The sequence below is a fragment of the Cytobacillus sp. Hz8 genome (genome assembly GCF_042263505.1).
Lineage (GTDB): Bacteria > Bacillota > Bacilli > Bacillales > Cytobacillaceae > Bacillus_BE.
In genome coordinates, this window is sequence record NZ_JBHKFI010000015.1 from 20,196 (window position 1) to 47,080 (window position 26,885).

Here is a 26,885-nt window from a genome sequence, read left to right on the forward strand (position 1 = left end):
TTTGAGTGAGTTTGGTGTTCAACCCTTTGTTAGCTCTTTCCTTCTGGAGGGATGACTACGTACAGAAAAATGCTTATGTTCAATCTCACTCACTGTTTGTGATCTACTTAAAAGGAGAATTTTATGGAGGTTTTTATTGAACGATGCGCTGGTTTAGATGTCCATTCTGAAACGATTGTTGCTTGTGTCATAACTGGAAGTCAGAATGAAGAATTATTCAAAGAGACAGAGACATTTCCTACTTTAACAAAGGATTTATATCGTCTCTTAAAATAGCTTGAAAACCATGGTGTTTCCCATATTGCAATGGAAAGCACAGGAGTATATTGGAAGCCTGTATTCAATATTTTAGAAGGTTTCTTTGATATAACATTGGCAAACGCACAACGTATTAAGAATATTCCCGGAAGGAAAACAGATGTATCATAGATTGCTAAGTTATTACGACATGGATTAATCGAAAAGAGTTTTGTTCCATCAGTCGATCTTCGAGAACTTCGTGATTTAACCAGACTGAGAAAAAAATGGATCGGCCGCTTAACTTCTGAAAAGAATCGGATTCAAAAGGTATTGGAGTGTTCGAATGTAAAATTGAGAACGGTCATCTCCGATGTGTTTGGCGTTTCAGGGAGAAAACTGCTTGAAAGACTTGTAGAACAAGGATATGTGGACGCCTCCGATGTAGAAGAAAGAATTCATGGCAGAATGGCGATGAAAAAGCAGAAGATTACGGATTCTTTGTTTGGCACACTAAATGATCATCAGTGTTTTCTAATCCGGCAATCTTGGGCGCATATTGAATACTTAGAAAAGCTTATTAAAGAAATTGAAGAGCGAGTCGATATCCTATTACAAAACTACCAAGAAGAACTCCAGTTACTTACAACGATACCCGGCATTAAAAAAGATACTGCAGCGATTATCATTGCCGAGATTGGTGTAGATATGAATCAATTTCCAACATCCCAACACCTAGCTTCTTGGGCTGGTGTTTCACCAGGAAACAAAGAAAGTGCAGGTAAACGGTATAGTACTAAGACTGTAAAGGGAAATCCTCATATTAAATCGGCAATGTGCGAAGCTGCATGGGCTGTTTCAAGGTGTAAGAATCGCTGGTTAGCAACGAAATACTGGTCAATAGCTGCAAGAAGAGGAAAGAAAAAAGCACTCGTAGCTTTATCGCATCGAATGCTTCGGATTATTTACTCCATGCTTATCAACAAGGAGCCATTTAAAGAAATGCAAATTAGTTAGTATAACCAAAACCAAATAGTTTATACAAAGATACCTTCCGACAGGTAGCTCTGCTTTCTTATTGGCATTTTTAGATTATTTATAGGGTTTCCCACCTCAATCAATAATATACAGGAGAACTGGGGGACTTTTATTTTCACAGAAAATAAAGTACAAAATTACCGATGGTCCCACCAATATTCACTATACATACTGCAGCGAATTGGTATGGTACTCATACTACAAGGCTGGTAAGGAATATAAAGTAATGACGAATTCTACAACCGGTCGTTTTCCTCACTACGTTTGGAAAAGACCCAGCATCATTCAGCCATACTCATATACTAATCCTGACAACTTGAAATATAATAAATTTAAACTCGTAAAAACTATCAACTGGTAAGAAGAAAAGAGGGGATTTTTCCCACTCTTTTTTAGTATGAGTGTCCGTTTATGCTAGTAGATTCCAATATAACTTTATCCCTTTTATGATCTTTGTAATAATAATAGTGCTTCTTATCATCTTTTAATTTCACGTAGACCATCCAATTTTTATCACCTGCTATATTAGCAATGAATGGTTCCAATGTTTCAATACGATCTGCTTCAATATGTTTAACATGAATAAGGTAGTGTTCCACAGCCGTCTTTGCAGAATGTTTTTTATACGATATATAACCAAACGCTGAGCAGCCAATTACAGCTACAATAATAATGAACAGCAATAATTTATTCTTCATAAGGTAATTTCTTTTTGTAATATAATAGGAGCCATAAAAAATCCCACCAATGTAATTATATGGTATATATTTTATATTATATCCTAAAATCTATGGAAGAGGGGAGCTCCTTTTAAATTTTCCTCGGGAGTTTGACACTTAAAGTTTAAAAAAACACGCAAAAGCTAAAATGTACCCTATAGAGTAGACACTTAAAAAAGTCACTATGGGATACTTTTTTGTATAATAAAAAAATACAACTTGAGAATTCAACATGGAGACGGAGAAATTATGAGTAAAAAGATTTTCACAGAAAAAAGAAAGACTCAAGTATTCTTGAATCTTCCTCCTTCTTAACATTTATTCATGCGATACAATAAACTCCGCCTGACCCTTTAATACATATCGATCAACCGTTGCTGGGAGAATAAAATGATCCCCCTTAGCAAATGTATATGTTTGATCACCAATAACTAGTTCTCCTTTTCCCTTTATCACACTAACAAGTAAGTAGTCGGCTACTATTGGCTGATGAACTGCTCCAGTAAGATTCCAGTAATAAACGGAGAAGTATTGTGATTTAACAAGTTGAGTCTGATTTAAATCCTCCACTCTTTTTTCAATTCTAACCGGGGGTTCTCCTAAATCCTGATAACGAGTGACCTCGATTGCTTTATCAAGATGCAGCTCTCTTTTCACCCCTTTAGCATCTACCCGATCATAATCGTATACACGATAAGTCGTGTCCGAGCTTTGCTGAGTTTCGAGAATCACAATTCCTTTTCCTATGGCATGGATGGTACCACTTGGAACAAAGAAAAAGTCGCCTTTCTTAACCTTCACTCTATTAAGCAGATGATTCCATTCACCACGATCTGCCATTTCTTTAAACTCGGTAGGATTGCTTGCATTGTGACCAAAGACAATTTCTGCCCCTTCTTCACAGTCTAGTACATACCAGCATTCCGTTTTCCCATACATGACACCTTCAACATCCCGGGCATACTGATCATCTGGATGAACTTGAATCGATAAATCATCATTGGCATCGAGTATTTTCACAAGCAAAGGAAATTCTTGACCACTTGTCGTTTTTTTCCCAAATAACTCAGGATGCTCCTCCCAGAGTTGGCGTAAGCTTTTTCCTTTATATGCGCCACTCTTAACCTTTGATTGCCCATGCTGATGGGCAGATATAACCCACGCTTCACCTGTATGCTGATTTGGAATATCATAACCAAACAGCGTGCTTAACTTATTTCCTCCCCAAATTCGTTCTTGAAAAAAGGGGGATAAAAAAATTGGTTCCTTAATCATCATAATCGCTCCTACTCTATTCCGAATCACTCATTACTTCAAAACACAGGGCTGCCGCTCCCACGACCCCCGCTCCTTGACTGAGCTTTGCAGGAACAACCTCTGTTGTTCTTCCTGTTGGATTTAAGGCATATTGGCTGACATAATCTTGTATTGCATTAAATAGTGTGGCGCCCACATTTGAGACCCCACCGCCTATGATTATTTTTTCTGGATCGAACGTGTTGATAATTGACACACAAGCTACTCCTAACACACGAAAAATGCGATCAATTAATTCGACAATTGCTCCTTCTTTTTGCTGATATAAATCAAAGACCTCTTTCGTTGTTAACTCTCTTCCCATAATATCTGATCCACGCTTTGCAATAGCTGTACCAGATGCAATGGACTCAAGACAGCCATATTGTCCGCATGTACATTTTCCAAAGGAGGGATCGATGACAGTGTGTCCAATATCACCAGCATTTCCTTTTCTTCCGTGAAGCAGTTTTCCATCTGCAATAATTCCTGTTCCGATGCCTGTACTAACCGTTACATAGACAAAATGATTTACTCCTACTCCTGCACCAATCCATTTTTCTGCAAGGGCGGCGGCATTTGCATCATTTTCTAGCCGAATGGGGATCTTCCATTTTTCATTCATCCAAGCCACAATAGGGACATCTACCCAGTTTGGAAGATTAGGCGGACAAGTAATTTTCCCATTTCGGCTATCTAAAGGTCCCGGTGCACCAATACCAATACCAATCATCTGCTCCATTTCAATATAGCTCTTTTTAATTAAATGCTCAATAGCTTCGTTAATCCGTACAATCAGCTCCCTTGGAGAGATAGAAAGGTCGGTTGGGAGTTTCGTTTGTTCGATTATTTTCCCATCCGCATCCACTACTGCAATCGCAACCTTTGTTCCGCCAATATCAACACCTATTGAATACCTCATCCGTAAACCTCCATCAGTCATGTCTAAGCCTACTCAACTAGCACTCTCATAAATTCATCATAGCTTTTCACTTTAATTAAACTTTGAACAATTGATTTGTTATCAATAATCTTTTCTAACAGTTCATACATGGATTGTAAATCTTCCTGACTGTTTTTCTTCACACTCAATAAGCATACAAATTGAACCGGCTTATCCTTCCATATAACAGGCTTCTCTAACGTACATACAGCAAGGAAGGTTTGTTCAGATTTTGGTGTGATAGGATGTGGAATGGCCACTAAATTTCCAAAGGAAGTTGGAGCAACCTTTTCCCGCTCATAAATAGCTTCAAGAAAGCTTGGCTCAACCAGCCCCATACCATAAAGCTTCGCATGCAAAAATTCAAGTACCTCTTCTTGGCTATTGAGTTTTTTACCAAAGAACATAAGCTCTTCTCTAAAATAAGTATGAATATGCTGTTTGCTATTCCCAATAAATTCTTTAATTTTATCAATATCACTATCCCCAAGAATCGCATTTACTTCAATCACAGGAACAGGAAGCTTTTCCGGAATAGGAATGGAACTCACGATAAAATTGACATCTTTCAAATCATACTGACTTAACTTATAATACTCGGTCGTTCCAATCACATCCAAACTTCTGCCAAATTTATTTTTGAGTTTATAAAAGAGTAATTGGGCCGTTCCAAAACCAGATGCACAAACAATTAAGCAACGTTTTGGTCCGGATTGTAGTTTTTCTCTCTCGATTGCTGCACCGATATGAAGAGCGAGATATCCTACTTCGTTCTCGTCCATTTCTGTTCCCGTATGCTCCTCAATAGCTAATCCCGCCACTACTCCTGCTTCAAACGCCAACGGATAGTTCTTTTTAATATCCTCGAGCATTGGATTTCTGATATTCATTCCGTATTTATAGCGATTTACAGCAGGTTTTAAATGCAAGCTTAATGCCATTATCAGTTCCTTATCACTCTTAAGATTTAAGTTTAGTTCCTGTTCTACGCGGTCTAAGGCCGCCATTACCAGGCTTAAGATTTCTTCATCAATTGCTTGCTCTATCACATGTTCTCCGGCATTTGTCTGAGAGAGCATTTTCGTTCCTAGAAGATGAATGGCAATATAGGCAATCTCAGCTTGCGGAAACTGAACCATAAAAGCCTGCTCCACTTCGGCAACAATTTCCTTAGCAACCTGATATTCCTTTTGCCCCATAATTTCTTGCATATCTGTTTTATACAATTTCACATGGTTGCCGCTTTTAATTCTTTTATAGGCAATAGCAATGTGGAGAAGAAGATTATTGATGGCAATATCCGATAAAGTGATATGATTCAATTGAATTTGCCTCATAATAATCTCTAATATAATATCAAGCACTTCCTTTGGAAGAGGAGATAAATGAGGAGCTAACGATTGATTTCTATTTCCCTCATTACGGTCAAATAAATACTCAGCCATGCAAAAACGTAACTTCATTTCACTCGCCGTCACTTTTAACCCATAATTAGGTCTAGAATCTAAAGTGATATCGTACTTAGCCAGTATTTGCTTGACATATTTCAAGTCATTTTGAATGGTTGACTTGCTTACATACATTTCATCAGCTAAATCATCCAACTTTACATATGCTTCTGTTAAAAGCAACCGTTTAATCATATAAGAAACTCGTTCTTCGGGTGTTTTTGGAACAAATCCTTCCGCTGCCACCTCACTGCTAAGGTTAGACTGCAAATATTTTCTCAACTTCTGATCGTCGGTTATTTCGAGCTTATAACCTTTTCCCATAATCGATTCAATTTGTGCCCCATTACTCTTCAGCACGGAATCAAGGATTCTCACATCTTCACGTGTCGTTCTTGTGGTCACTTGATTAAGATTAGCCAAGTAAGAGCCCGTAATAGGACTTTGGGCCGTCATTAATTCTCGTAAAATGTTTTTCATGCGGGAGTTTAACATAAAGGACTCTACTCCTTATTATCCGTTTTTGGGCTATTATCAATTCAATAGTTTTCCCCTCTTACAGATTTTTTATCTCAAGATAATTGCCCAAAAAGGTCCTGATCCGTAAACAGAACCAGAACCTCCTTTTTTATTTTCATTTCTAAAAAAATCACTAAATTTTACAACAGGATTTTACCAATTGGCCAAATAAATTAAAAACCGTTATTTTGCGATACTTCTTTTATCCAATAAGCACTTTTCTTGAATGCCCGTTTTTTCGTTTCCACATCAACTGAAATGAAGCCATAGCGATTCTTATACGCATTCATCCAAGACCAATTATCCATGAACGTCCAAAGATGGTAGCCTTTTGCGTTACATCCTTCTTCAATTGCCTTGTGAAGCCATTTTAAATGCTCACGAATGAAATCAATGCGATAATCATCCTGAATTTCCCCATCTCTGATAAAGCGCTCTTCATTCTCAACGCCCATTCCATTTTCAGAAATGAATGATTCGATATTGCCATAGTTTTCTTTTAGATTCATCATAATATCATAGATGCCTTTTTCATAAATTTCCCATCCACGATATTTATTCATCTTTCTACCTGGCATTTCGTAATTATCGAAGAACCAATCAGGCATAAACGGACTATAAGGATTAGGCAAGTGATCTTTCGCTTTCACCCTCCTTGGTTGATAGTAGTTTACACCTAAGATATCAACCTTACCGGCTTTTAAAATATCTTTATCTCCTGGCTCGGTAACAGGCAATTGACTGTGCTCTCTTAAAATCTCAATTAATTCCTGTGGATATTCACCAAGTACGGCTGGATCTAGGAAACTGCGGTTAAAGAATAAATCAGCAAAATTTGCTGCCTTTAAATCTGCTGGGTGCTGACTTCTTGGATATGATGGAGTAAGATTTAGGATAATTCCAATTTTTCCATCCTGAATATTGATTGTCCGGAAAGCATGAACAGCTTTCGCATGAGCAACTATGGTATGGTAGGCAACTTGAACCGCACGTCTTCCATCAACCACATTTGGATAATGGAAGTCATACAGGTAACCTCCTTCTACTGGAACAATTGGCTCATTAAAAGTAAACCATTTTTTCACGCGATCACCAAATAATCGGAAGCATTCTTCTGCATAAACAACATAAGCATCCACAACTTCTCTGCTTTCCCATCCGCCCTCATTTTGCAGTTCAAGAGGCATATCAAAATGATAAAGATTCACAAATGGTTCAATGTCGTTTGCAATTAATTCATCAATCACTCGATTATAAAAATCTACTGCTTCCTCATTTACTTTACCGCGTCCGCCTGGAATTAATCTAGACCAGGAGATGGACATCCGAAAACTATTATGACCGATTTCTTTCATTAATTGTATATCTTCTTTATATTGATAATAGAAATTAGAAGTAGATTCAGGACCTACCTCATTAAAGAAGCGATTTGGCTCTTGTGAGTACCAAAAGTCCCAAATATTTTTTCCCTTTCCACCCTCATTTGCGGCACCTTCAATTTGCGTGGCAGAAGTTGCACTTCCCCACCAGAAGCCTTCTGGAAATTTGTATGTTACTGACATATGATTACCTCCAATACTTGTCTAGCCGACTTTCCAAAGTAAACCACAATTCTAAGCGATTAAAATTCTATTAAAAAAAGAATTTATTGTCTTACTTATTACGATAGATTTCAATAATTTCGATTGCGAGATCTCTAACAGTCATAGCTGTCATTAAATGATCTTGTGAATGGATTAAAATAACATTCACTTCTGCACCAGTTCCACTGGCCTCTTCTTGAAGCAGTCTTGTTTGAAATCCGTGTGCTTTTCCTAGCTCCGTACTTGCTTCCTCAATTAATTTATCCGCTTCTTCAAAATTTCCTGCCTTTGCCTCTTGGATAGCTTCCATTGCATTGGATTTCCCATTTCCTGCAAATAAAATAATTTGAAAAGCTATTTCTGTTATTTTATCCATGACTAATCACCTCTAAAGATCTCCTGATTATTAAATATGAAGGCGACCCCTCCTAATATGAGCTCGGGGTCGTTATTTATTTTTCAATTCATAGTTGTTAAGGACTTATTATGCGCCCTTTTTTTCAGTTTCGTAATAGTTTTTATCTAGAATTTTAAGGAATGGCCACCAGATTGCCATTACTACAAGTAAGTTAACTAATTGTAAAGCTCCACCTTGCCAGTGGTTGCCTGTTGCTAAAAATCCGTTGATTATAACAGGAGTAGTCCATGGTACGATAATTCCTGCTGGTGGTGGTACAAGACCTGTTGACATCGCAACATAAGTAATAATTGTCACAACGACTGGGGCTAACAACCATGGAATAAGAATCAATGGATTCATCACGATTGGAAGTCCAAAGATAATCGGTTCATTTACGTTAAAGATTCCAGCTGGCCCCCCGAGTTTGCCTAGCTCTTTAATTTGTCTGCTTCGCCCAATAAGGAAGATCAAGAAGACAACGCCTAATGTCATACCTGTTCCGCCCATACCTACTAAGAAGGAATCAACGAATTGTTTTGTAATGATATTAGGTAATTCAGTACCTGCTTGGAATGCTTTTAAGTTTTCATCATTTAATGCGTACCAGATTGGATCAAATACTGAGTTTACAATGATTTGACCATGTAAACCGAAGAACCAGAAGACTTGGATTAATAGAACGGCAACAATCGTTGCTGGAAGACCGCTTCCGAGTTTTGTTAATGGCTCTTGAATGATTGTATAGATAAAGTTCTGAACAGTATCGAAAGATGTGTAGCTAAATAAGATACGAACGACAAGAAATACTGTAAGAGTTAAAGTAATTGGGATCAATGCACTAAATGACCTTGATACAGCGCCAGGAACACCATTTGGCATCTTGATCGTCCAATTTTTATTCACAAAGAATCGATAGAGCTCTGCTGCAACAAATGCTGTGATAATCCCTAAGAACATCCCTTGAGCACCAAGTGTAAAAGTTGGAATGACCCCAGTTACTTTGTCAAGAACTTGTGGAGTTAAAATAAGGAAACCTGCTAAAGCAACGACTGCGCCATAAATAGCCTCTCCGCCATAATGTTCAGTCAGCTTATATCCTATCCCAATAATGACGAACAGCCCCATAATACTAAGCGTTGCGGCAGATGCCGGCCCTAATGCATTTTGATAAGCTGTATAAGCATCTTTGCTAATAATATGGTCTAAGAAAGGGAAATTCGCTATGACAACAAAGATAGAACCAAAAATGATAAGTGGTAATGCTACCATAAATCCATCGCGAAGAGCGGTTAAATACCGGTTATTATTCAACTTATCCGCTAATGGTAAAAGGATGTTTTCCAGAACTTGCATAAACTTATTCATTAGTTATCCTCCATTCTCTTATTTATTGGCAATTAATTCTAAAGCTTTATCCAAAACAGCCTCTCCATCAATTCGACCATATGCCACTGGGTCAATCACATCTAAAGGAACTCCAATTTGATCGGCTACTGTAGAAAACTTCTTCTTCATAAATCTCATTTGTGGGCCGATTAACAAGACATCAGCTCTTTCAATATCCTTCATAGCCTTATCCTGAGCTACTGCCCAAATTTCAGCTTCAATTCCTTTTGCTTCTGCTGCTTCTTTCATTTTAGATACAAGTAAGCTTGTAGACATTCCAGATGAACATGCTAATAAGATACGTTTCATAATATAAGTCCTCCTTGCAGTTTATATTTCATTTAAATGATTGTTTTAACTTATATTTGTATTGTAGATTGAAAACGATTTCAACTACACATATTGTTTTTCCGTTAGGTGGAGGAAATGAATGAGTGAAAGAGGAAATGTGGGAAGATTCTCATCAAAAAGACCTCTCATCGATTAAAATGAAAGGTCCTTTTAATTTTAACTTCTTTACTATAGTTCTCCTTCACTAATTCCATTTTCGCTTTGCCCATCAATATAATAAATAACAAAGCAAGACCACACGGGACAAGCTCCCAAGTAAAGATTTGGACAATAGAGCTTGATAACGGCATAATAATTTTTATCTAAGCTTTGTGAAGGAATGGTCTCCTTGCCTGCTCTAAAAATAGCATCCTCGAATCTTCATAGGAAGTCCCCTTTGGAAAGGATTCTCCTCCTGCAAACCAAAGGAATCTACTTTTTAAATGCCTGCTGCATATCATTTTTCTTCAAAAAAATAAGCCTTGCAGAAATTCCCCTCTCCACATGGCTTTTCTTTAGATTTATTAATAAGATTCATTATAAATTTTTTGTGGGACAAGCTGACCCCTTTCTCTGATTCCTACTTGAAAAAGTTCCCTACTTACCTATAACTTCCTTTTCTTTAGAATTTAAATAATAGGATAGAGTCTCATGAAACTGCTTTCCGCGTTTATTTAATAAAGTCAAATTAATTGCAATTGAACGCTTTTGTGGGCGATAAATTCTTAGAATATTAGTCGTTACTCTTGCGAAACCATAAAGACTTACAACCTGACTTTTATAACGTTGCTGATTTACCCCTTTGACTTCTTCCCACGAAACAAATTCTTCAAAAAGCACAAAAGTCCTTATCTTTAATCCTTCAGAATTGATAATTACCACTGGTCTAGGATCAATCGCCTTGATTAAACTTCCTATTCCAAATACTAAAAGCAAAACAGAAACAACCCACATCACCACGACTGCAGTAGAGGTTAAACCGTATGGATCTTCTAAAAGCTGTGTATAACCGATATATAACATACCTAATAATACAATTCCAATTAGACCTGTTAATACTCTATTGGAGTAAAATTCCCCCCTATTGTTTTCCATTATATATCCTCCTCCCTTTAAGAAATTTCTCCTATGTATAGGAAAATTCGAAACTTAGCTTTCTCATCGATCCTCACACATTCCATTATATGGGATATAAACACACACAATCATGCTCATTATTTCCTATATTTTGTATATTTTTTATGAACTAGCATGTTTTCAAACCTTATATCCTAGTTATAATTAACCATTAGGTTCTATCGCTTAGATTTGAAATCAGATAGATTTACTAATGCTTTGCCTCTTTTCCCTTTTTTAATATAGCGCTTAAAACAGGGTCATTTCTAAAGCTACCACCATTCTCCGCTAAACCATGCAATATTCTATCATATTCCTTATGCATACTATTTGGGAGTTCCACCATTGATCCTGGCTCTTTTTGGATTAAATGATGAAGTTTTATTCTAGTTCCTCCTTCCAAATTGGTGGTCTTCCGCTTTTCGTTAATTAAAAATTTGTCTTCCCCCATCTCCTGCATTTTCTACTATTATATCGATTTATTATCCAATTTCAGTCAAAAAGCGTCAATGTTCCTACAGACCTATTACCGAAGGCCTTTCCTCCTATTTCCACGAAAATGCCAGAATTCATATAATCTATTTATGAAAATAATATACTTTTCGCATATGTTATTTCTAAATATTGGAAGTAATTGTGAAAATTAATTTATCTTGATATTTTTTAATACTGTCAAGGAGAATTCAATCAAACGTTTGATTAAAAATAAAGAGAGCGAAAGCAACAACAATTATGATGCCTTCACTCTCTTAACATTTGAATATAAATAGCCCAATATTAAATCACTTTATTTAAACTAAAATCATAAATTGAAACTTCCATCAGTGGGGGTTTTCGACGCACAGGACGTGCTAGTGCAGACGTTGCGACAGGACGTCGCGCTTTTAGTCTGCCATTCATCCCCCACTGATGGTTAGTCACGCAAAGCCTGATTGATTTTTCTAAGGGCTGAAGCCCAAAGAAAAATCTTATTTCACTTATCACGCTCATAACGCCACGTCCTGTGGCTTCGCCTGACTAGGACCTCCTGTCCGTCGTCGGACCTTTACGGACAGTTGATCTCCCACTTATCTTCTTCGTATTCTCAGAATCTTGAAGTGGGAGTCTTACTGTCCGTTAAGAGTGGGATAAAGGGTAATTACAGCAAACTATTGCACCGCAACGGAGATTAATATCCAAAATGGAGACTAGAGGACGATTCCTTGTTTCCTTCCAAATAAAAAGAAGCAGAGAACCGTCACCCTGCTTCTTCACAATTTACTCAAGACGCAAACCATTAACGATCATTTCGATATAGATTTTGCTTACTTCCTCGTCGGAGGCGGAGCCTTCAGCGTCAAACCAAAAGTAGCTCCAGTTACAAATTCCCAGGATTCCTAATGCAAGGATATCTGTTCGGAGATCGCCTCGGAACTCCTTCTCCTCAATTCCTTTTTCTATAAGATTCTTCAAACGCAAACGAAGTAAATTTCTTTTTGCCCCAACCTCTTTTAAATCCTCCTCATTCAAATAATTCATTTGGCGAAAGAAGATTTGGGCGCCCTTTCCTTCTTTTCCAATCTTCGAAATGATCATTTGAATAATTTTGTAAATCTTTGTTTTGCAATCGAATTCTTGATTCATAAGAATTTTATCTTGTTCTTCAATCAACCCTTCGATAAATTGTAAAAATATATATTTTAATAGATGCTGTTTGGATTCAAAATGATAGTAAAATCCTCCTTTTGAAATGCCCAGACTATTAATAATGTCATTAATGGAGGTTTCGGCATAACCGTTTTTTTCAAAAAGCAAAATGCTTTCGTTGATGATTTTTGTTTTTGTATCCATCTCAACCACCCCTTTCCTCTATATATTAGCATGTTTGCCGGCTGCTTATCAGTTATGATTCAGAGGTGATTCAATGGTTTCTAAATCATTTGATTAGGCTCCTCGGAAATCACTTGTTTATTTCCATTTAATTCTTGTACATAAACAGGAATTGCCAAGATGGCTCCAAGTAATCCCGTACCAATAAGGAAAATAAACCCGCTTGTAAAAGTACCTGTAGCATCAATAATTGCGCCAACAGCCAATGGGACAAGAGCGGACCAAACATAACCAGTTCCGTTCATCACTCCTCCAGCAGTAGCAATATTCCAGCTATTTGCCATACTTTGAAGTGCAAAATGAGACACAAACACACAAATTTGTACGACTCCTGTTGCGATAGACATAATAGTAACAATCAGGGTGACATTTTGAAATAACGTGGCAACATACATCAAAGTTGCTGATACAGTGAGTGCCACTATTAATAGCCAATTTCGAGTTTTTAGACGGTCTGCCAAAGGACTTACAATCAGCACAATGACGATACTGGCTACCCATGGCAAAGCCGACAAGAAGCTGCTGTTAATAAAACTAATATTCAATTCTTTTGTAAGATAAGATGGGAACCATGACATGAGTCCCCATCCAAATCCAATTGCAAGACTATAGGAAGCAATCAAAAACCAGTAATCATAACGTTTCCATATAGATGGTTTATTGTCGGCTTTGGCATCTTTTTTTACCTCTAGCCCATCCCCAATATGCTCCAATTCCCATTTACTGATAGACGGATGGTCGGACGGCCTATCATAAACATATCGATAGATTAGTATAATCGGAATTATCAATCCGATTAAGCCAAAGATAAAGAAATTAGCACGCCAGCCCAAGACAGCTGTTATTTTTGCCACTAAGGGAAGAGTAATGACCGGAGCTAAAGTAAGTCCCACCAGCCAAATCGCATTGGCAAAATTTCTTTCTGATGAAGGGAACCAACGCATAACCAGACGGTCTGTTGTCGGAGTAAGCGGTGATTCTGCAAACCCCAGAACGGCACGGAAGATCAACATTAGGATAAAAGCAGAGGTAAACCCCATTAGTATCATGTCGACCGCCCAACAAATGCAGACAATCGTTAGGATGACTCTGGAACCCAGTTTATCTGACATCGCTCCAGTTATGAAATTTGCTAAACCGTATGTTAACAGAAAAAATGTCATCAACAATCCTTGAGCTGTGAAATCGCCTGTAATGCCCAGTGCATCGGTAAAAGGTTTATCAGCCAAAAGAATGGTAATATTGGCTCTGTCCACATAAGCAATTAAATACAAAATAAACAGTGAAACAGCAATTCCATATCTTTTTCTTGTTTTTGCGACTCCCACTATTGATTCTGGCAACATTTTTATTCATCTCCCTTAAGATTGCTATTTTTTTAGCTTTCTAGTCTTTACCTGAAGAATGAACATTACTTTCTTACCCTCTATTAAGAACCATGGCACGCAAATCTTTTTTTGATATTTTCCCTACCGGCGTTTTCGGTATTTCCGGCATAATCTCAATACTTCGTGGCCGTTTATAGCCTGAAATTCTTTCCTTGCACCAGGCAAGAATAGCTGCTTCACTAACCTGTCCGCCGGGTTTTAAGCTTACAACGGCATGAACTCGTTCCCCCCAAATCTCATCAGGTAGCCCTATAACCGCCACTTCCTTCACATCAGGATGAGTGAGAATTAGGTCTTCTACCTCTATCGATGAAATTTTCTCTCCTCCTGAATTAATCATGTCCTTCTTCCGGTCGACTACATACAAATATTCCTCTTCGTCAAAATATCCCATATCGTCACAGGTAAACCATCCATCCAAAAAAGACTTATGCTCCGCCTCCGGATTTTTATAATAACCTTTAAACAAGGAAATGCCCCGTCCATAAATGAGGCCAATTTCTCCCGGTTTCGCTTCCTCCCCATCTTGATTGACCACTTTCACTTCCATGCCATATGATGGAAAGCCAACACATCTTGTTTTTCGTTTGTGATCTTCAGGTAGCAGCACTGTGTAAAATAACTCAGTTGCTGAATAAAGAGTAAATAATTTAACATCTTGCCAGTATTTCATAAACAATTCCTGTACATCTGACATTAATGGCGCACTTGAAGTAGCTAAACAACGCAGACTCGACCAATTATATTTTTTTATTTCCTCTTCTGGGAGTTTTAGGATCGCATTTAAAATAGTTGGTACGACGGCGATTGTGGTAATTTGTTCCCGCTCGACGACTTTCAAAAATTTTTCCACATCAAATTTTCCAAAAATTACATTGGTTGCCCCCGTTAGCATTATCGCAATACTAGTGACGGTACCACCCAAATGAAACATAGGATACGGGTTCAGCACTTTATCCTCCCAGTGCCACCCTATTACCTGAATCGGGTTCATAGCCCACCCGATAATCGTGTCATGAGTGTGGACAGCACCTTTGGGAACACCTGTCGTACCAGACGTATAAATAATTCCGCAAGGCGAGGTTCCTTCTACATGAACATTCGGGTTAACCGGCGATCCATGATCAATTAGTCTATCAAAGTCGGTATAGGTTCCTTTCGTCATTCCGACCGAAATATAATGATTAGAAGCAATCGACAGTCGCGACTGGACGTTGGAAACAATTTCCTCAAATTCTTGGTCGAAAACAAGCGCCACAGCATCGGAGTGCTGGATTTGGGCAAGCACTTCTTGTTCGGTGAAGCGACAATTACATGGTACCCAAACAGCACCAATTCGATTAAGGGCAAACAGCAATTCCAAACATTCTGCTTTATCGTTCATTAAGAAAGCAACATGGTCACCGCTTTTAATTCCAAGTGTTAGCAAGCTATTGGCCAACTGATTAACCCTTGCGTTCAATTCGGCATACGTCAGTTTCTTATTTTGATTCACATCAATTATTGCCAGTCTGTTGGCAAACAACATACTATTGCGCTCCAGAAAATAGCCTAAATGGGTTCCATTTAGACCTTGCATCGACCGAATATCCATTTTCTTAACAGACACCTTTAGCCCTCCCAATTACCTATCAGATTAATGTCCCTTTTTTAGTGTTTCTGAAATTTCGCGAACGGAAATCCCCGCTGCCTTGCGATCCCATGTATCAACACCCATATGATCTTGTTTTAAAAGCTCTGCTTTTTGGACTTTATTCGTCGGTGTTCTAGGGAGCGCCTTCACAAACTGGATATAGCGTGGCACCATATAGTGCGGCAGTTTTTCCACCAAATATTGGATCAACTCTTCAGGAGCAAGGACCTCCCCGTCCTTTGTCACGACATAGATTTTGATTTCATCATCGTAGTCAAAATCGGATGGAACACCTACAGCAGCACATTCCTTAACAAGCGGGTGAATCAGAACAGCCACTTCGATATCGTAGGAAGAAATATTTTCTGCTTTTCTGCGTATTCTTTCTTTGATACGATCAACAAAATACACATATCCATCCTGATCCTGATAAGCGATATCTCCTGAATGGAACCAGCCGTCCTTCCAAGCTTCTGCTGTTTTTTCAGGCATTTTAAAATAGCCCAACGACACTGTATCAGGCTGTTTAGGCCTTATAAGAATCTCTCCTGCTTTGCCTGCGGGCAGTTCTTCGCCGGTGTCAGGGTCGACAATTTTTAATTCATAGGAATCTTCAAGCACCTTCCCGCAAGAGCCCAAACGAAGAGGTTCATCATATGGATGATAACAGGGACAATTAATCTCCGTCATCCCCCAGACTTCAATACCTTTAACTTGAAAACGGCGTTCAAAATCTTTTGCTATTTTTGCTGGAAAAGGAGCGCTGCCAACCACCCGAAGTGGATTATCGCCATCATCTTTCCGCTCAGGAACCTGGTAGATCATTTGGATAAATGGGCCATGTGCTCCGAAACACGTTGCATTATATTTTCGAACACGGGAAACCCAAGCCTCTGGTTGAAAGCTTGTGTCGAGAACGACCTTGCTTCCTGAAATGAGGGCAGCATATACATACATAAACTTTCCAGCCATGTGGAAAAGAGGCAAAAACGTATAACAAATATCCTCTTCGGTAATTTTTAACCCATCAACCGCATTTTTGGCTAAGAGATAGGTTTGACCATATGGCATAATGACCCCTTTAGCTGCCCCTGTTGTTCCAGAAGTATAAATGATCGTAGCAGGGTCTTGAATTGAAATCTCTTGTTGAATAGGAACAGGATGCTCCCACTTCATCAAGTCAAACGAAATTACATTTATTTTTTGAAAAAGTGGATCAATTTGCTTCTTTTGATCACTAGGATTTTTTAATGGAATAATTGTCTGTAAATATTTCAACTGACTCTCGATGGAACCAACGCGGTCTATTAGCAGTTCATCAATAAATGCGATTCTGGCTTTGGAGTTATTTAAAGCATACTCTAATTTGTCTCCTTTATAGGCAGGATTGATGGGCACTTCCACCGCTCCCACCATATTGATGGCGAACCATGTGTGAATAAAGTCAATGGATGTGGGTGACATAATGATGACATGCTCCCCTTTTTTTAAGCTGAGCTTTTGCTGCAGCCCATTGGCTAAAGCCAAAGATCTTTCGTAGCATTGACCGTATGTTTCTTCTACGAACTCTTCAATTTGAATAAAAGTCCGGTCGAAACCTTCCTTTGCACGACGTTCTAGCAATCTTGAAAGAACCTCCATATATCCCACCTTCTTTTCCATGAAATAGCAATTTTAACCTATTAATTTTCAAAATCGATATGGCAGTGAAAATTCCTTTGACGGAGAGAGTGAGCGAACCTCCTCTAAAGGGACATCGTGTTGTGCACCGATGCTAACCCAGTAGCCTGATGGTTGAGATTTGAAAATCTTTTTCATTGCTTCAAAGATTTCATCCCCCGGTTCTGCAAGTTTGTCGCCCTTTCCCATCCACTCCGGATGGTCGATTGCTTGAACAAATGAATTGAAAAACTTTTCTTCTAGAGCCCCCAGTGCAATCCATCCATCAGCCGTTTCATACACGCGGTAGCAAATTTGATCACCTTGTAAATTTTTAGATAATCTATTATCGTGATTGGGAATCAGCCCTAATATCGCTGGACTTTCATAAAGATTGATTTCAATGGATGTCCCCGTTCCAGTTGAATTTCGGAATTGCAGGCCAGATAAAAAAGCAATTGCTGTATAGAGAGCACCTGTCATATCGGCAGGTTGTGTGGTCACTTTAGTTAAATCAGAAAATAATGTACTCAATAAGCCTGACTCCGCCAAATACGTTAGGTCATGTCCGGGCGTTCCTTTTTTCTTTGAATCCTTTGGAAATCCGGCAACATGGCAATAAATCAGTTTTGGGTTTATGGCCTTTAATATCTCATAGTCTAAACCCAACTTAGCTAAAGCGGTCGGTCGCATGCCGACTAATATCCCATCCGCCTCCGAAACCAAGCGTAAAAATTCTTGTTTGTCTTGAGGATTGTGCAGGTCCAGACGAATCCGGTTCTTCATGCCGTTGATGGTCCTGTATAAAGCAGGAGATGATGATACCGGATCACCCGAAGAGGATTCAATCTTAGTGATTACCGCACCAAGCATTCCGAGAATGGCTCCTGCCACAGGACCAGGCAGGTTAATGGTTGTATCAATAATTTTCACACCTTTAAGTAACCCCGATTGTGATAGAAATTCACTCATCCCTTTTTCTCCTTTTTAATTACTTATTGTGGTGGAATTTCGCTTTTCCAAAGTTCGCTGTACGCCTAGGTGAAACGCTTTCAAATTTGTTTCTGCTGTTCCCTTCGGCACAATCATGGTAATTGCCTTTTCAATCGTCTCAAGAGAACATGGTAGAATATTGGTGGCTGCCGCAGCCCCAACTATCACCATATTCAACGCTTTAATATTACCAAGTTCTTCAAAAGCTACTTTCGTTCCATCGATGGTCCATACATCGTGAACATTGATCTTTCGTAGTTCTTCAATCACTTTTTCTTCGTTCGGATAAGGAAATTCAAGCTTGTGGCGATTTTTTGAGCGAATGTTCCTTACTTCAATTGCTTTTGTATTAAAAACTACTGTCCCTTCCTCCTGACAATACCTTATCCCAACTCGCAATGCCTCTAATTGTTCAAAGGCGAGAACAAGCCTTGCTTCCCCATCTAAAACTCTTGGTGCACTTTTTTTGTCGCCAATTCGAATATGGCTTAAATTGATGGAATACCGATGTTTGACTGCCGGTATATCCGTTGCTATGACTTGATGTCCTTCTAATAGAGCTGCGGTTGCGATAATTTTTGAACTCATCACAATTCCTTGACCGGACAGCCCACATAAAACAATGTCTAATTCTTTACTCATGACTTTACACCCTCCGTTTGTGTAATGGCTTTAGCAGGACAGACACCTGTACAGATCCCACAGCCGATACAGACGGTTGGGTCAATCTGAGGACCTTCATCTTTCCAGTAAAAGGCAACACAGGCAAATTCATCAATACAAAGATTACACTTTCCTCTTTTCCACGAGAGACATTTTTCTTCTTCAATAATAAATGGATCCCATATCATGATTTCTTCCTCGCCTCCTTTTCCTGCCTTTCCACTACTAATGCACATGTCCCACGTGCCACGACAACCGCTACCCCTTCTACTTGCAGGGCTTCCTTCATCATTTTTTTCGATTCATCCAAATCAAATGGGTCACAAACACCAACATAATCAGCCTTCATGGCTTTAGCAATTTCTGCAATATCCAAAACCTTTGCTTCTTTCCCAGTTGCCGTTACACCGAATGCTCCAGGGTGGGGTTGATGTCCGGTCTCGCCAGTTGTCCGATTATCCAGTACAAGCAATAAACAGTTCACACGATTATATATGGCATTCACTAAAGCTGGCATGCCCGCATGGAAAAATGTGCTATCTCCGACGTAAGCAATGACCTTTTCGAATGCTCCGGAATGCTGCAGTCCACTTACCAAAGATAAACCTGACCCCATACAGAATCCGGTATGGGACATCTCAAAAGGTTCATAGGCAGCCATCTCATAACAGCCAACATCCCCGCCAAAGGCAACATTATCGAACATTTTCAGGGACTTCAAGGCTAGCTTTAGGGCATAGAAAGCCGCATGTTCAGGGCAGCCCGGGCAAAATCTAGGCGGCGTTAGGGCCCCGTATTCATGAATCAGCATTTTATTTCGCTCAGCAATTTTCTTTTGCTTTACATCATCTTTGTATTCAATATTTAATTTAGAAGCTAGAACTCTAGCAATTTGATGCCGGTCAAGTTCACCTGAATAAGGCAAATGGCCAGACCGTTTACCAATAATCTTTGCATGGATTGGCATGTCCGCACATGCTGCACGCACTTGATCCTCTATGATTGGCTCTATCTCTTCTACGACTAAAACGGTATCATTTGTAGACAGGGCATTCGTGATCATTCCCTTGGGCAACGGATAAGAAGTGGCCAGTTTCAGAACAGAAACTTGATCCTGGCATCCTAGAGCAGCGATTGCCTCGTTTACCTCACAACTGACAAGATTTCCTGTAATGACAGCTACCTTTGCTTGTTTATTTTCTGTGAATATATGTTCATCCAGTTGATTTACCAGACTTTGAATATGTGAAAATTTCGGCAGGCTTCCTACCATTTCTTCAATCTTAGCACTGACCTCGCCGTGAAATCTTTGGTGGCGGACTGAGTACATTTGAATTGGCCAAGGGAAATTACCGCCTGGACTCCAATGATTATAATCTTTGTCGAATTCCGGTTTTCTTTTCCGAACCTCATGTTGTATAGGTCCCAATTTCACAGGTCCCCGGGCATAACCGCTTCGAACCATTACACGGACCATTACTGGTATTTTTAATTCTTCCGATATTTCAAACGCTTTCACAATATAGTCTTTCATTTCTTGGGCATTGGAAGGTTCCAATATTGGCAATTCCGCTAACATTCCAAGAAATCGGCTATCTTGCTCATTTTGAGTGGTTTCCGCCCCCGGGTCATCTCCAACAGCGAGAACAAGCCCGGAAACCCCCAATAGGTTTCCTGAAGCAAGTGGGTCCATAAGCCAGTTCATCCCGACATTTTTGATTGGAACAAGCGTTCTTACCCCAGCCATCGCACCGCCATAGCAAACCTCATATGCGATTTTCTCATTGGTCGACCACTCTACATACATTTCTGGAAATTGTTCAGCCGCAAATGACAAATTGTCAACCACATGTGTTAGTGGCGATCCAGGATATGACGCACACATTCTCACTCCTGCTTCAATGGCTCCCCTGGCAACTGCTTCACTTGCACTTAAAAACATCGTTTCACTAGGTTGGTCGATAGCAATTTTTTTGTTCCAATACTTCGCATTTGTTGCACGAACATATTCATTCTTTAGACTTGCTTGTTGAATAGGAATTTGTGATGTCAATTATTGTACCCCCTCAATAATTTTTACCGTCCTTTCCGTCAACTGAACCGACCGGTCGGTAATCTTATAGTATCGTTTATTCTGAAAATTTTCAATATTATTAAAACAAGAAGTTTCGACAAAAAATCACAACAAATACCAGCAGAGATCCCGGATGCTTTCATTGCAAAAAAATTTTGGGTGCCGCGTTAAGACGAAACCAGTTTCATAATATAAGTCCTCCTTGCAGTGAATATTTCATTTGATTGATTGTGCTAACTTATATTTATAAACGATTTCAACTACACGCATTGTTTTTCCGTTAGGTGGAGGAAATGAGAAAATGTTTACAGCAAAAGGACCTTTCACCAAAATACGGCGAAAGGCCCTTCTTGTAGTAGAAATCTATACTTCTAAATCTAATGCTGTTTTCATTTTATCCATTAGTTTCAACAAATAAAGTCATTATGAAGATTACTAATTAATTATTAAATTTAACCGTAAATTCGCATAAATCTGCTCGAACATAGGTTTTGGCAAACTCAATAGGAGTCACTTCATCAGCATAGGTAATGCTTGAAAATAAATAAACGGCCTGTGAGGTATTAATATTGAGCAGTCTGGATTCATTCTGATCCAATGTGACAATATCAAGGGTTTGATGTGCATTTGTGACATTAATATTGTAGAAATCGTAGAGATCATACATAGAAAAATCGGATACATTGAGTTCATTCAAATTCGGCATAATCGCTGTTGGAACAAATATTTCCTCAATGGATATGGGGCTTCCATCAGCAAAGCAAATCCTTTTAATATAATTTATTTCATCTTCTTCACCAATCCCAAAAATTCCGCTGAATTTTACCCCTGCCTTCCTTGTTTTTTGGTAGAGGACATTAATCTTAGGTTCACTATTTTTCTCTCTAATGGTACGAGAAAAACCTGATAAGGTGTCGAGATCCCTGTTTATCCTTTCACCCATGACAAAAACACCCTTGCCTTGAATTGGTTTAACAATTCCCTCCTTTGTTAGACCTTCAATGGCAGTCCGCACAGTAAGGCGATTGACCCCATATTTTTCACTTAGTTCATTTTCGGAAGGAATGGCTGTTCCAGGGAGGTAAACCCCATTTTCAATCTGATCCCTCAAGATATCACGTAATTGCACATAGATTGGATACTGTTGCTTAAATTGATACATAATAAACGCTCCAAAAGCTCCCTCTCTTTCAAGTTACCTCTAATTCTAATCTACTGATATTTTTCGGTCACCACGCTCCATTATATCCAATGGTCTCAGCGCTTGCTTCTGCCCCCATTTTCATTCTCTCTAGTATAGATAATTTATTTAAAGAACCCATTAAAAAACCAGCAATAAAGCTATCGCCTGCCCCAATGGTATCAACTACCTGACAAGGAATGATTCCAAACTTATAAAAACCTTTGCCATCGTATACGAAACTACCTTTATCGCCACGGGTGACAACAATCATCTGGGAATCAAATCGATGTAGTTTTTTCATATATTCCTTTATCCAGTTGATATTCTCACCATCATATGAGAAAAATGCATAATCAACATATGGAATGATCTCTTCAACTAAGTCATCCTCTAATTTCGTAGCAAAATCAAATGCTGTTTTAATACCGCTTCGGTGAAAGCCCTTAAAATCATGATGAACATGACCCCAAAAGCCACTTACAACTATATCGCAATTCTTAATGAAATCATAATCTTCTTCTTTCAGTTTAAAGCTTTCCATAACTCCTTCATTATAATCTCCAAAGACCCTGTCCCCATTAATCAGTTCCACTTGAGTTATAGCAGTAGTACCATTTTCTATATGGACATGGGAGGTATCGACACCTTTTTCCTTTAACCCATTTAATAATATCTTACCAAATGAATCGCTGCCAACAGCCCCAATATAGGCACTCTCTCCGCCATTTCGGTGAAAATAAACCGCAACATTCACCGCATTACCACCCGGATAAGCTTGATCCGTTTTTTCATAATAATCAATGCAATTATCCCCAACGGCAACTAATTTCATAATGAACCTCTCTTTCTTCTCAAAGTTGAGAAAAACTTAACGTTATCAGAGCGAATGATTGATTTAAAGTATTCAAAAGGGACATTCTCTTCCTCTTTAAATGTAATCCCTTTTAAAAAAAATACCGGTGTTCCTTCCGGAATTTGTAAAAGCAATGATTCATTATCCGTTGCATAACTAATGGACACCTTCTGTGAACCCGCAAAAGGCTTAATATGATAATCTCTTTCTAAAACATCATAGAGAGAACAAATATTAAAATCATAATCTTCTAGACCATTAGTCAATGTGTGATTAATATAACTATACTCAAGCAAAGATGGAGTTCCGTTCAAATAGCGAAGACGAATTAATTCCATAACCTCACTACCAACTTCAATCTTCAACCATCTCGCAATACTTTCGCTTGCTTCAACAAGATGGCTACTTAATACAACCGTCTTTAATTCCTTTTCTTGCTCTTTTGTAATCTCCATTAATGGACGGAGATCTTGAAGATTACGAATAAGTTTTTTTTCAGCGACAAAATATCCAATTCCGGGAACTGAATATACTATGCCTTCCTTTATTAGCCTTGATAAAGCACTACGGAGAGTAGTCCGATTAATATCCCATTTTGCACAAAAGAATCTCTCGGAAGGAAGTTTTTCATTTTTCTCTAATTGATTTTCCTCTATATAGGCTTCCACCATTTCGACTATTTCATCTTTTGGTCTGATTGGGTTTTTTTTAGGCAATGCGACTCTCTCCTTTTTAACAGCTTACATATATTAGCAAATATATTAATAAAGCTATTTTATCATTAAAATCTTATGTTTCAAAGGGAAGACCCATATCGAATGAGTCTCCCCTTTCACTAATTCCTTATACAGTATGATATTTATGTTTAAAGAAGTAGTAAGCAGGAACTCCCGTTACAATAGATAGGATAGCAGCAATCAATCCTGCAACAGGGGCCCATAGGAATGTTGAAGCAATCAATGTAAAGGTCACAATCATTGCAACACCTGCCATTACATATCCTCCAGGCATTCTCCAAAGTGGATTGTAACCATTCTTTCTTCTTAAGAAGAAAATCATACTAAAGGTTAGGAAGTTCTTCATTAAAGCAACTAAAGTAAAGTAACCTAAAAGGTTTGCTAAATCTGTCGCGAAAATGAGAATAATCGCATAGGAACATTGAATAATAATAGATATATATGGTGTTTCAAATTTTGGATGTACTTTTGCAAAGGACTTAAACCATAAACCGTCTTTCGCCATCGCATATTCAATACGTGGTTGAAACATAATACAACTAGAAAGGGAACCAATAATAACAATAATAGCCATAATAGCTGTTATCGTTCCTGCAGATCCCCCGATTCCAGGAAGCATCGTTGCAGCATCAGCAATTGGTGAATCACTGCCCGCTAACTTATCGATTGGTAATAGGCCTGTTACCACAAAGCTTAATAGCACGTAAATGAGTGTAACAATTAGCACCGTTATGATTAGTGCACGTGGCATGGTTCTCTTAGGCTCCTTAATCTCACCTGTCATGTAACATACAGCGCCCATTCCATCAAAAGACCAGGTAGTGGCAGATATACCAGCTAATAGGGCTAACATCCCGATATGAGATCCATCTAAGGCTGGTGCACTATAGAGACTTCCATTCAAGTTGAAAATTCCATAGCCGATTAACAACACAAAAGGTAATATTTTAAAGAAAGTAATGAACGTTTGAAATTTACCCCCACCTTCAACACTCCGTAAATGGACGAACATAAAGATGAGAACGAGTGCAACTGCCACAAATTTTAAGGCAAGATCACTCCAATTCATGAAAAAGCCTAAGTAATTTGCAATTGCTAATGCCATAATAGAGATGGACGGAGGATCGGTAGCCCAAAAGCTAATCCATCCACACCAAAAGGCAAGCCCCTTAAACCCAGCTTCACGGAAATATACATACTGACCTCCATCTTCTGGATAGGCCGTCGCTAGTTCTGCATATACCATATTTGCCGGAATATTGATAAAACCCCCAACTAAAAAAGCCAAAATGGTTATAAGAGCTGTTCCACTTGCTGCAGCAACCTCTTGTATGGACGAAAAGATACCAGAACCAATAGTTGTCCCCAGGGATATTGCAACGGCTGCCCATAATCCCAATTTCCGTCCGAGCTCTTTATGTTGAACCGAATCAGTCTTTAGGTTTTCACCTACTTTTGACATGTTTCCACCTTCTTTTAAAAGAGTCTGATTATTAGCTTGCAAATGAACTGAATAACATCCTTATGAATCGGATTTGTCATATTCCTCTATGGTAATGCAATATGTTCTTTTAGAAGGTCCATCAAATTCATATAAATAAACTTCCTGAGCTGATCCTTTTTGTAAGGCTCCATTTAAAATCAAAAGATGGCAATGGTTCCCTACAATCATTGCTTTCAAATGCGCTGTTGCATTACCAGCTGTTGAACCGTAATCAGCAAGAAGTCTCGCATGATTATAGGAAGCGCTTTCAGGAATGAGTTTGCTTAAAAACTCATGAATATCCTGTTCCAAACATTCCAAGCCTTCATTAACCGTGACTCCTGCTGTAGTATGCATTGATAGAATCGTTACTAAACCATTTTGCACTTTACTTGACTGCACCACCTCCTCAATTTGTTTTGTAATATTAACCATTTGTAAATACTGATCTGTCCAAAGTGTTTGAAAGTATACTTGATTAGACATTGGCTATCCCCATGAATTCCATGGCATTTTCTCCTTTTATTAGAGTTATAGTTTTTTCTGACAACCCCAGTTTCTCTAAAGCATGGGCCATTCGAATTTGCTCAAAACGGGGATTATCACTTCCAAACATAATTTGATGTTTTAAACTTCGTTCCACCCAGGTCATTTCATATTCTTTAGTAAAAATATACTGATAAAACTCGAATGCATTGCCAAAGAAAAGAGCAGCTGTATCTACATATACATTTTTATACTTCAGCATCAGCATCGCTGTGTCCTTTACCCATGGCCAACCAAAATGCTCCAAACCGATTCGTAATTTGGGATAATAAGCTGCAATCTCTTCAAACTCTAGTGGATGAGAATATTTAGAAATAGTGCCCTTTTCATAGCTGCATCCGCTATGAAAAAGAATCGGTTTGTTCTCTTCCAAACATATTTCATAAACCCTTTTCAAACGATGATCAGTTGGATAAAGCTTTAGTTTTGATAGATTTAAGTTCAATCCCAGCAAATTCAATTCCTGAAATGCATAATACAGTTCTTCCTCCCAACCATCTGTTAAAGGATCCACACTAGCAAATCCATAAAACATATCTGGCTCTTGTCTAACCAATGCGTCTATTCCCTGATTAGGAACTAAGGGCTGTCCATATATGGAGGATTCATCCTGTGCAAGCAAACAGAGCTTATCAAGACCAGCACATTTCATCTGATTCTTTACATGTTGGATCGTCGCAATCGAATTCTTGTGGATATTAAGCCCATTCTGCCTAAGTATAAACATATCCTGTCCTTGATCAATTCCTTCATAAAAATTGGGATGTACATGTATGTCAATAAACATTA

General features: G+C 38.6%; 22 protein-coding genes and 2 pseudogenes. 1 reads left to right on the forward strand and 23 read right to left on the reverse strand.

All coding sequences use genetic code 11. The features are described from left to right. Positions 1 to 123 precede the first annotated feature (123 nt). Positions 124 to 1,254: pseudogene (locus ACE38V_RS16550) on the forward strand (IS110 family RNA-guided transposase). Positions 1,255 to 2,312: 1,058 nt separating this feature from the next. Here ACE38V_RS16550 and manA read toward each other — a convergent pair. The 23 genes and pseudogenes from manA to ACE38V_RS16665 all read right to left on the reverse strand — a co-directional run bounded on the left by manA (position 2,313) and on the right by ACE38V_RS16665 (position 26,883). Then, positions 2,313 to 3,269 carry a mannose-6-phosphate isomerase, class I gene (manA, locus tag ACE38V_RS16555; RefSeq protein ID WP_375842919.1) on the reverse strand — a complete coding sequence of 319 codons (957 nt, stop codon included), beginning with the start codon at positions 3,267 to 3,269 and terminating at the stop codon, positions 2,313 to 2,315. Positions 3,270 to 3,285: 16 nt separating this feature from the next. Then, positions 3,286 to 4,212, reverse strand: coding sequence for an ROK family protein (locus tag ACE38V_RS16560; RefSeq protein WP_375842921.1), 927 nt, complete (start codon positions 4,210 to 4,212; stop codon positions 3,286 to 3,288). A gap of 29 nt (positions 4,213 to 4,241) precedes the next feature. Beyond that, positions 4,242 to 6,176, reverse strand: a complete 1,935-nt coding sequence (locus ACE38V_RS16565) for a BglG family transcription antiterminator (protein WP_375842923.1) — start codon at positions 6,174 to 6,176, stop codon at positions 4,242 to 4,244. A 197-nt stretch (positions 6,177 to 6,373) separates the two neighbouring features. Next, a complete protein-coding gene (locus ACE38V_RS16570; RefSeq protein WP_375842925.1) occupies positions 6,374 to 7,762 on the reverse strand; it encodes a glycoside hydrolase family 1 protein in 1,389 nt (462 codons plus the stop codon). Between the two features lie 91 nt (positions 7,763 to 7,853). Continuing rightward, on the reverse strand, positions 7,854 to 8,159 hold the full coding sequence (locus ACE38V_RS16575) for a PTS sugar transporter subunit IIA (RefSeq protein ID WP_375842927.1): 306 nt from the start codon (positions 8,157 to 8,159) through the stop codon (positions 7,854 to 7,856). Between the two features lie 108 nt (positions 8,160 to 8,267). Beyond that, entirely contained in the window at positions 8,268 to 9,548 is a 1,281-nt protein-coding gene (gene celB, locus ACE38V_RS16580) for a PTS cellobiose transporter subunit IIC (RefSeq protein WP_375842929.1), read from the reverse strand. Between the two features lie 18 nt (positions 9,549 to 9,566). Then, positions 9,567 to 9,878, reverse strand: coding sequence for a PTS sugar transporter subunit IIB (locus ACE38V_RS16585; RefSeq protein ID WP_375842931.1), 312 nt, complete (start codon positions 9,876 to 9,878; stop codon positions 9,567 to 9,569). Positions 9,879 to 10,496: 618 nt separating this feature from the next. Further along, positions 10,497 to 10,994, reverse strand: a complete 498-nt coding sequence (locus tag ACE38V_RS16590) for a hypothetical protein (protein WP_375842933.1) — start codon at positions 10,992 to 10,994, stop codon at positions 10,497 to 10,499. Between the two features lie 232 nt (positions 10,995 to 11,226). Then, a pseudogene (locus tag ACE38V_RS16595) lies at positions 11,227 to 11,409 on the reverse strand (HNH/ENDO VII family nuclease); the annotation flags it as partial. An 863-nt stretch (positions 11,410 to 12,272) separates the two neighbouring features. Continuing rightward, positions 12,273 to 12,845 (reverse strand): TetR/AcrR family transcriptional regulator, encoded by a 573-nt coding sequence (locus ACE38V_RS16600; protein ID WP_375842934.1) that lies wholly within the window; start codon positions 12,843 to 12,845, stop codon positions 12,273 to 12,275. An 80-nt stretch (positions 12,846 to 12,925) separates the two neighbouring features. Further along, on the reverse strand, positions 12,926 to 14,230 hold the full coding sequence (locus ACE38V_RS16605) for an MFS transporter (protein ID WP_375842936.1): 1,305 nt from the start codon (positions 14,228 to 14,230) through the stop codon (positions 12,926 to 12,928). 73 nt (positions 14,231 to 14,303) lie between these two features. Then, a complete protein-coding gene (locus ACE38V_RS16610; RefSeq protein WP_375842938.1) occupies positions 14,304 to 15,881 on the reverse strand; it encodes a class I adenylate-forming enzyme family protein in 1,578 nt (525 codons plus the stop codon). A 27-nt stretch (positions 15,882 to 15,908) separates the two neighbouring features. Beyond that, a complete protein-coding gene (locus ACE38V_RS16615; protein ID WP_375842939.1) occupies positions 15,909 to 17,546 on the reverse strand; it encodes an AMP-binding protein in 1,638 nt (545 codons plus the stop codon). A 48-nt stretch (positions 17,547 to 17,594) separates the two neighbouring features. Beyond that, positions 17,595 to 18,536, reverse strand: coding sequence for a CoA transferase (locus tag ACE38V_RS16620; RefSeq protein WP_375842941.1), 942 nt, complete (start codon positions 18,534 to 18,536; stop codon positions 17,595 to 17,597). Positions 18,537 to 18,551: 15 nt separating this feature from the next. Then, a complete protein-coding gene (locus tag ACE38V_RS16625; RefSeq protein WP_375842943.1) occupies positions 18,552 to 19,199 on the reverse strand; it encodes a 2-oxoacid:acceptor oxidoreductase family protein in 648 nt (215 codons plus the stop codon). Beyond that, the gene (locus ACE38V_RS16630; protein ID WP_375842945.1) at positions 19,196 to 19,408 is read right to left on the reverse strand and encodes a 4Fe-4S binding protein; all 213 of its coding nucleotides are present in this window, start codon (positions 19,406 to 19,408) and stop codon (positions 19,196 to 19,198) included. The genes ACE38V_RS16625 and ACE38V_RS16630 overlap by 4 nt, the downstream gene beginning before the upstream one ends. Continuing rightward, positions 19,405 to 21,273: a thiamine pyrophosphate-dependent enzyme gene (locus ACE38V_RS16635; protein ID WP_375842947.1), complete on the reverse strand. Its 1,869-nt coding sequence runs from the start codon at positions 21,271 to 21,273 to the stop codon at positions 19,405 to 19,407. Before ACE38V_RS16635 ends, ACE38V_RS16630 begins: the two co-directional genes overlap by 4 nt. A 460-nt stretch (positions 21,274 to 21,733) precedes the next feature. Beyond that, complete coding sequence (locus ACE38V_RS16640; RefSeq protein WP_375842949.1) at positions 21,734 to 22,456, reverse strand: GntR family transcriptional regulator; 723 nt, start codon at positions 22,454 to 22,456, stop codon at positions 21,734 to 21,736. Positions 22,457 to 22,523: 67 nt separating this feature from the next. Beyond that, positions 22,524 to 23,309, reverse strand: a complete 786-nt coding sequence (gene frlD / locus ACE38V_RS16645) for a fructoselysine 6-kinase (protein WP_375842951.1) — start codon at positions 23,307 to 23,309, stop codon at positions 22,524 to 22,526. Further along, positions 23,306 to 24,046, reverse strand: a complete 741-nt coding sequence (locus ACE38V_RS16650) for a GntR family transcriptional regulator (RefSeq protein WP_375842952.1) — start codon at positions 24,044 to 24,046, stop codon at positions 23,306 to 23,308. Before ACE38V_RS16650 ends, frlD begins: the two co-directional genes overlap by 4 nt. A 127-nt stretch (positions 24,047 to 24,173) precedes the next feature. Then, a complete protein-coding gene (locus ACE38V_RS16655; RefSeq protein WP_375842954.1) occupies positions 24,174 to 25,529 on the reverse strand; it encodes an amino acid permease in 1,356 nt (451 codons plus the stop codon). A 60-nt stretch (positions 25,530 to 25,589) separates the two neighbouring features. Further along, complete coding sequence (locus ACE38V_RS16660) at positions 25,590 to 26,036, reverse strand: secondary thiamine-phosphate synthase enzyme YjbQ (RefSeq protein WP_375842956.1); 447 nt, start codon at positions 26,034 to 26,036, stop codon at positions 25,590 to 25,592. Next, a complete protein-coding gene (locus ACE38V_RS16665; protein ID WP_375842957.1) occupies positions 26,029 to 26,883 on the reverse strand; it encodes an amidohydrolase family protein in 855 nt (284 codons plus the stop codon). Before ACE38V_RS16665 ends, ACE38V_RS16660 begins: the two co-directional genes overlap by 8 nt. Positions 26,884 to 26,885 lie beyond the last annotated feature (2 nt).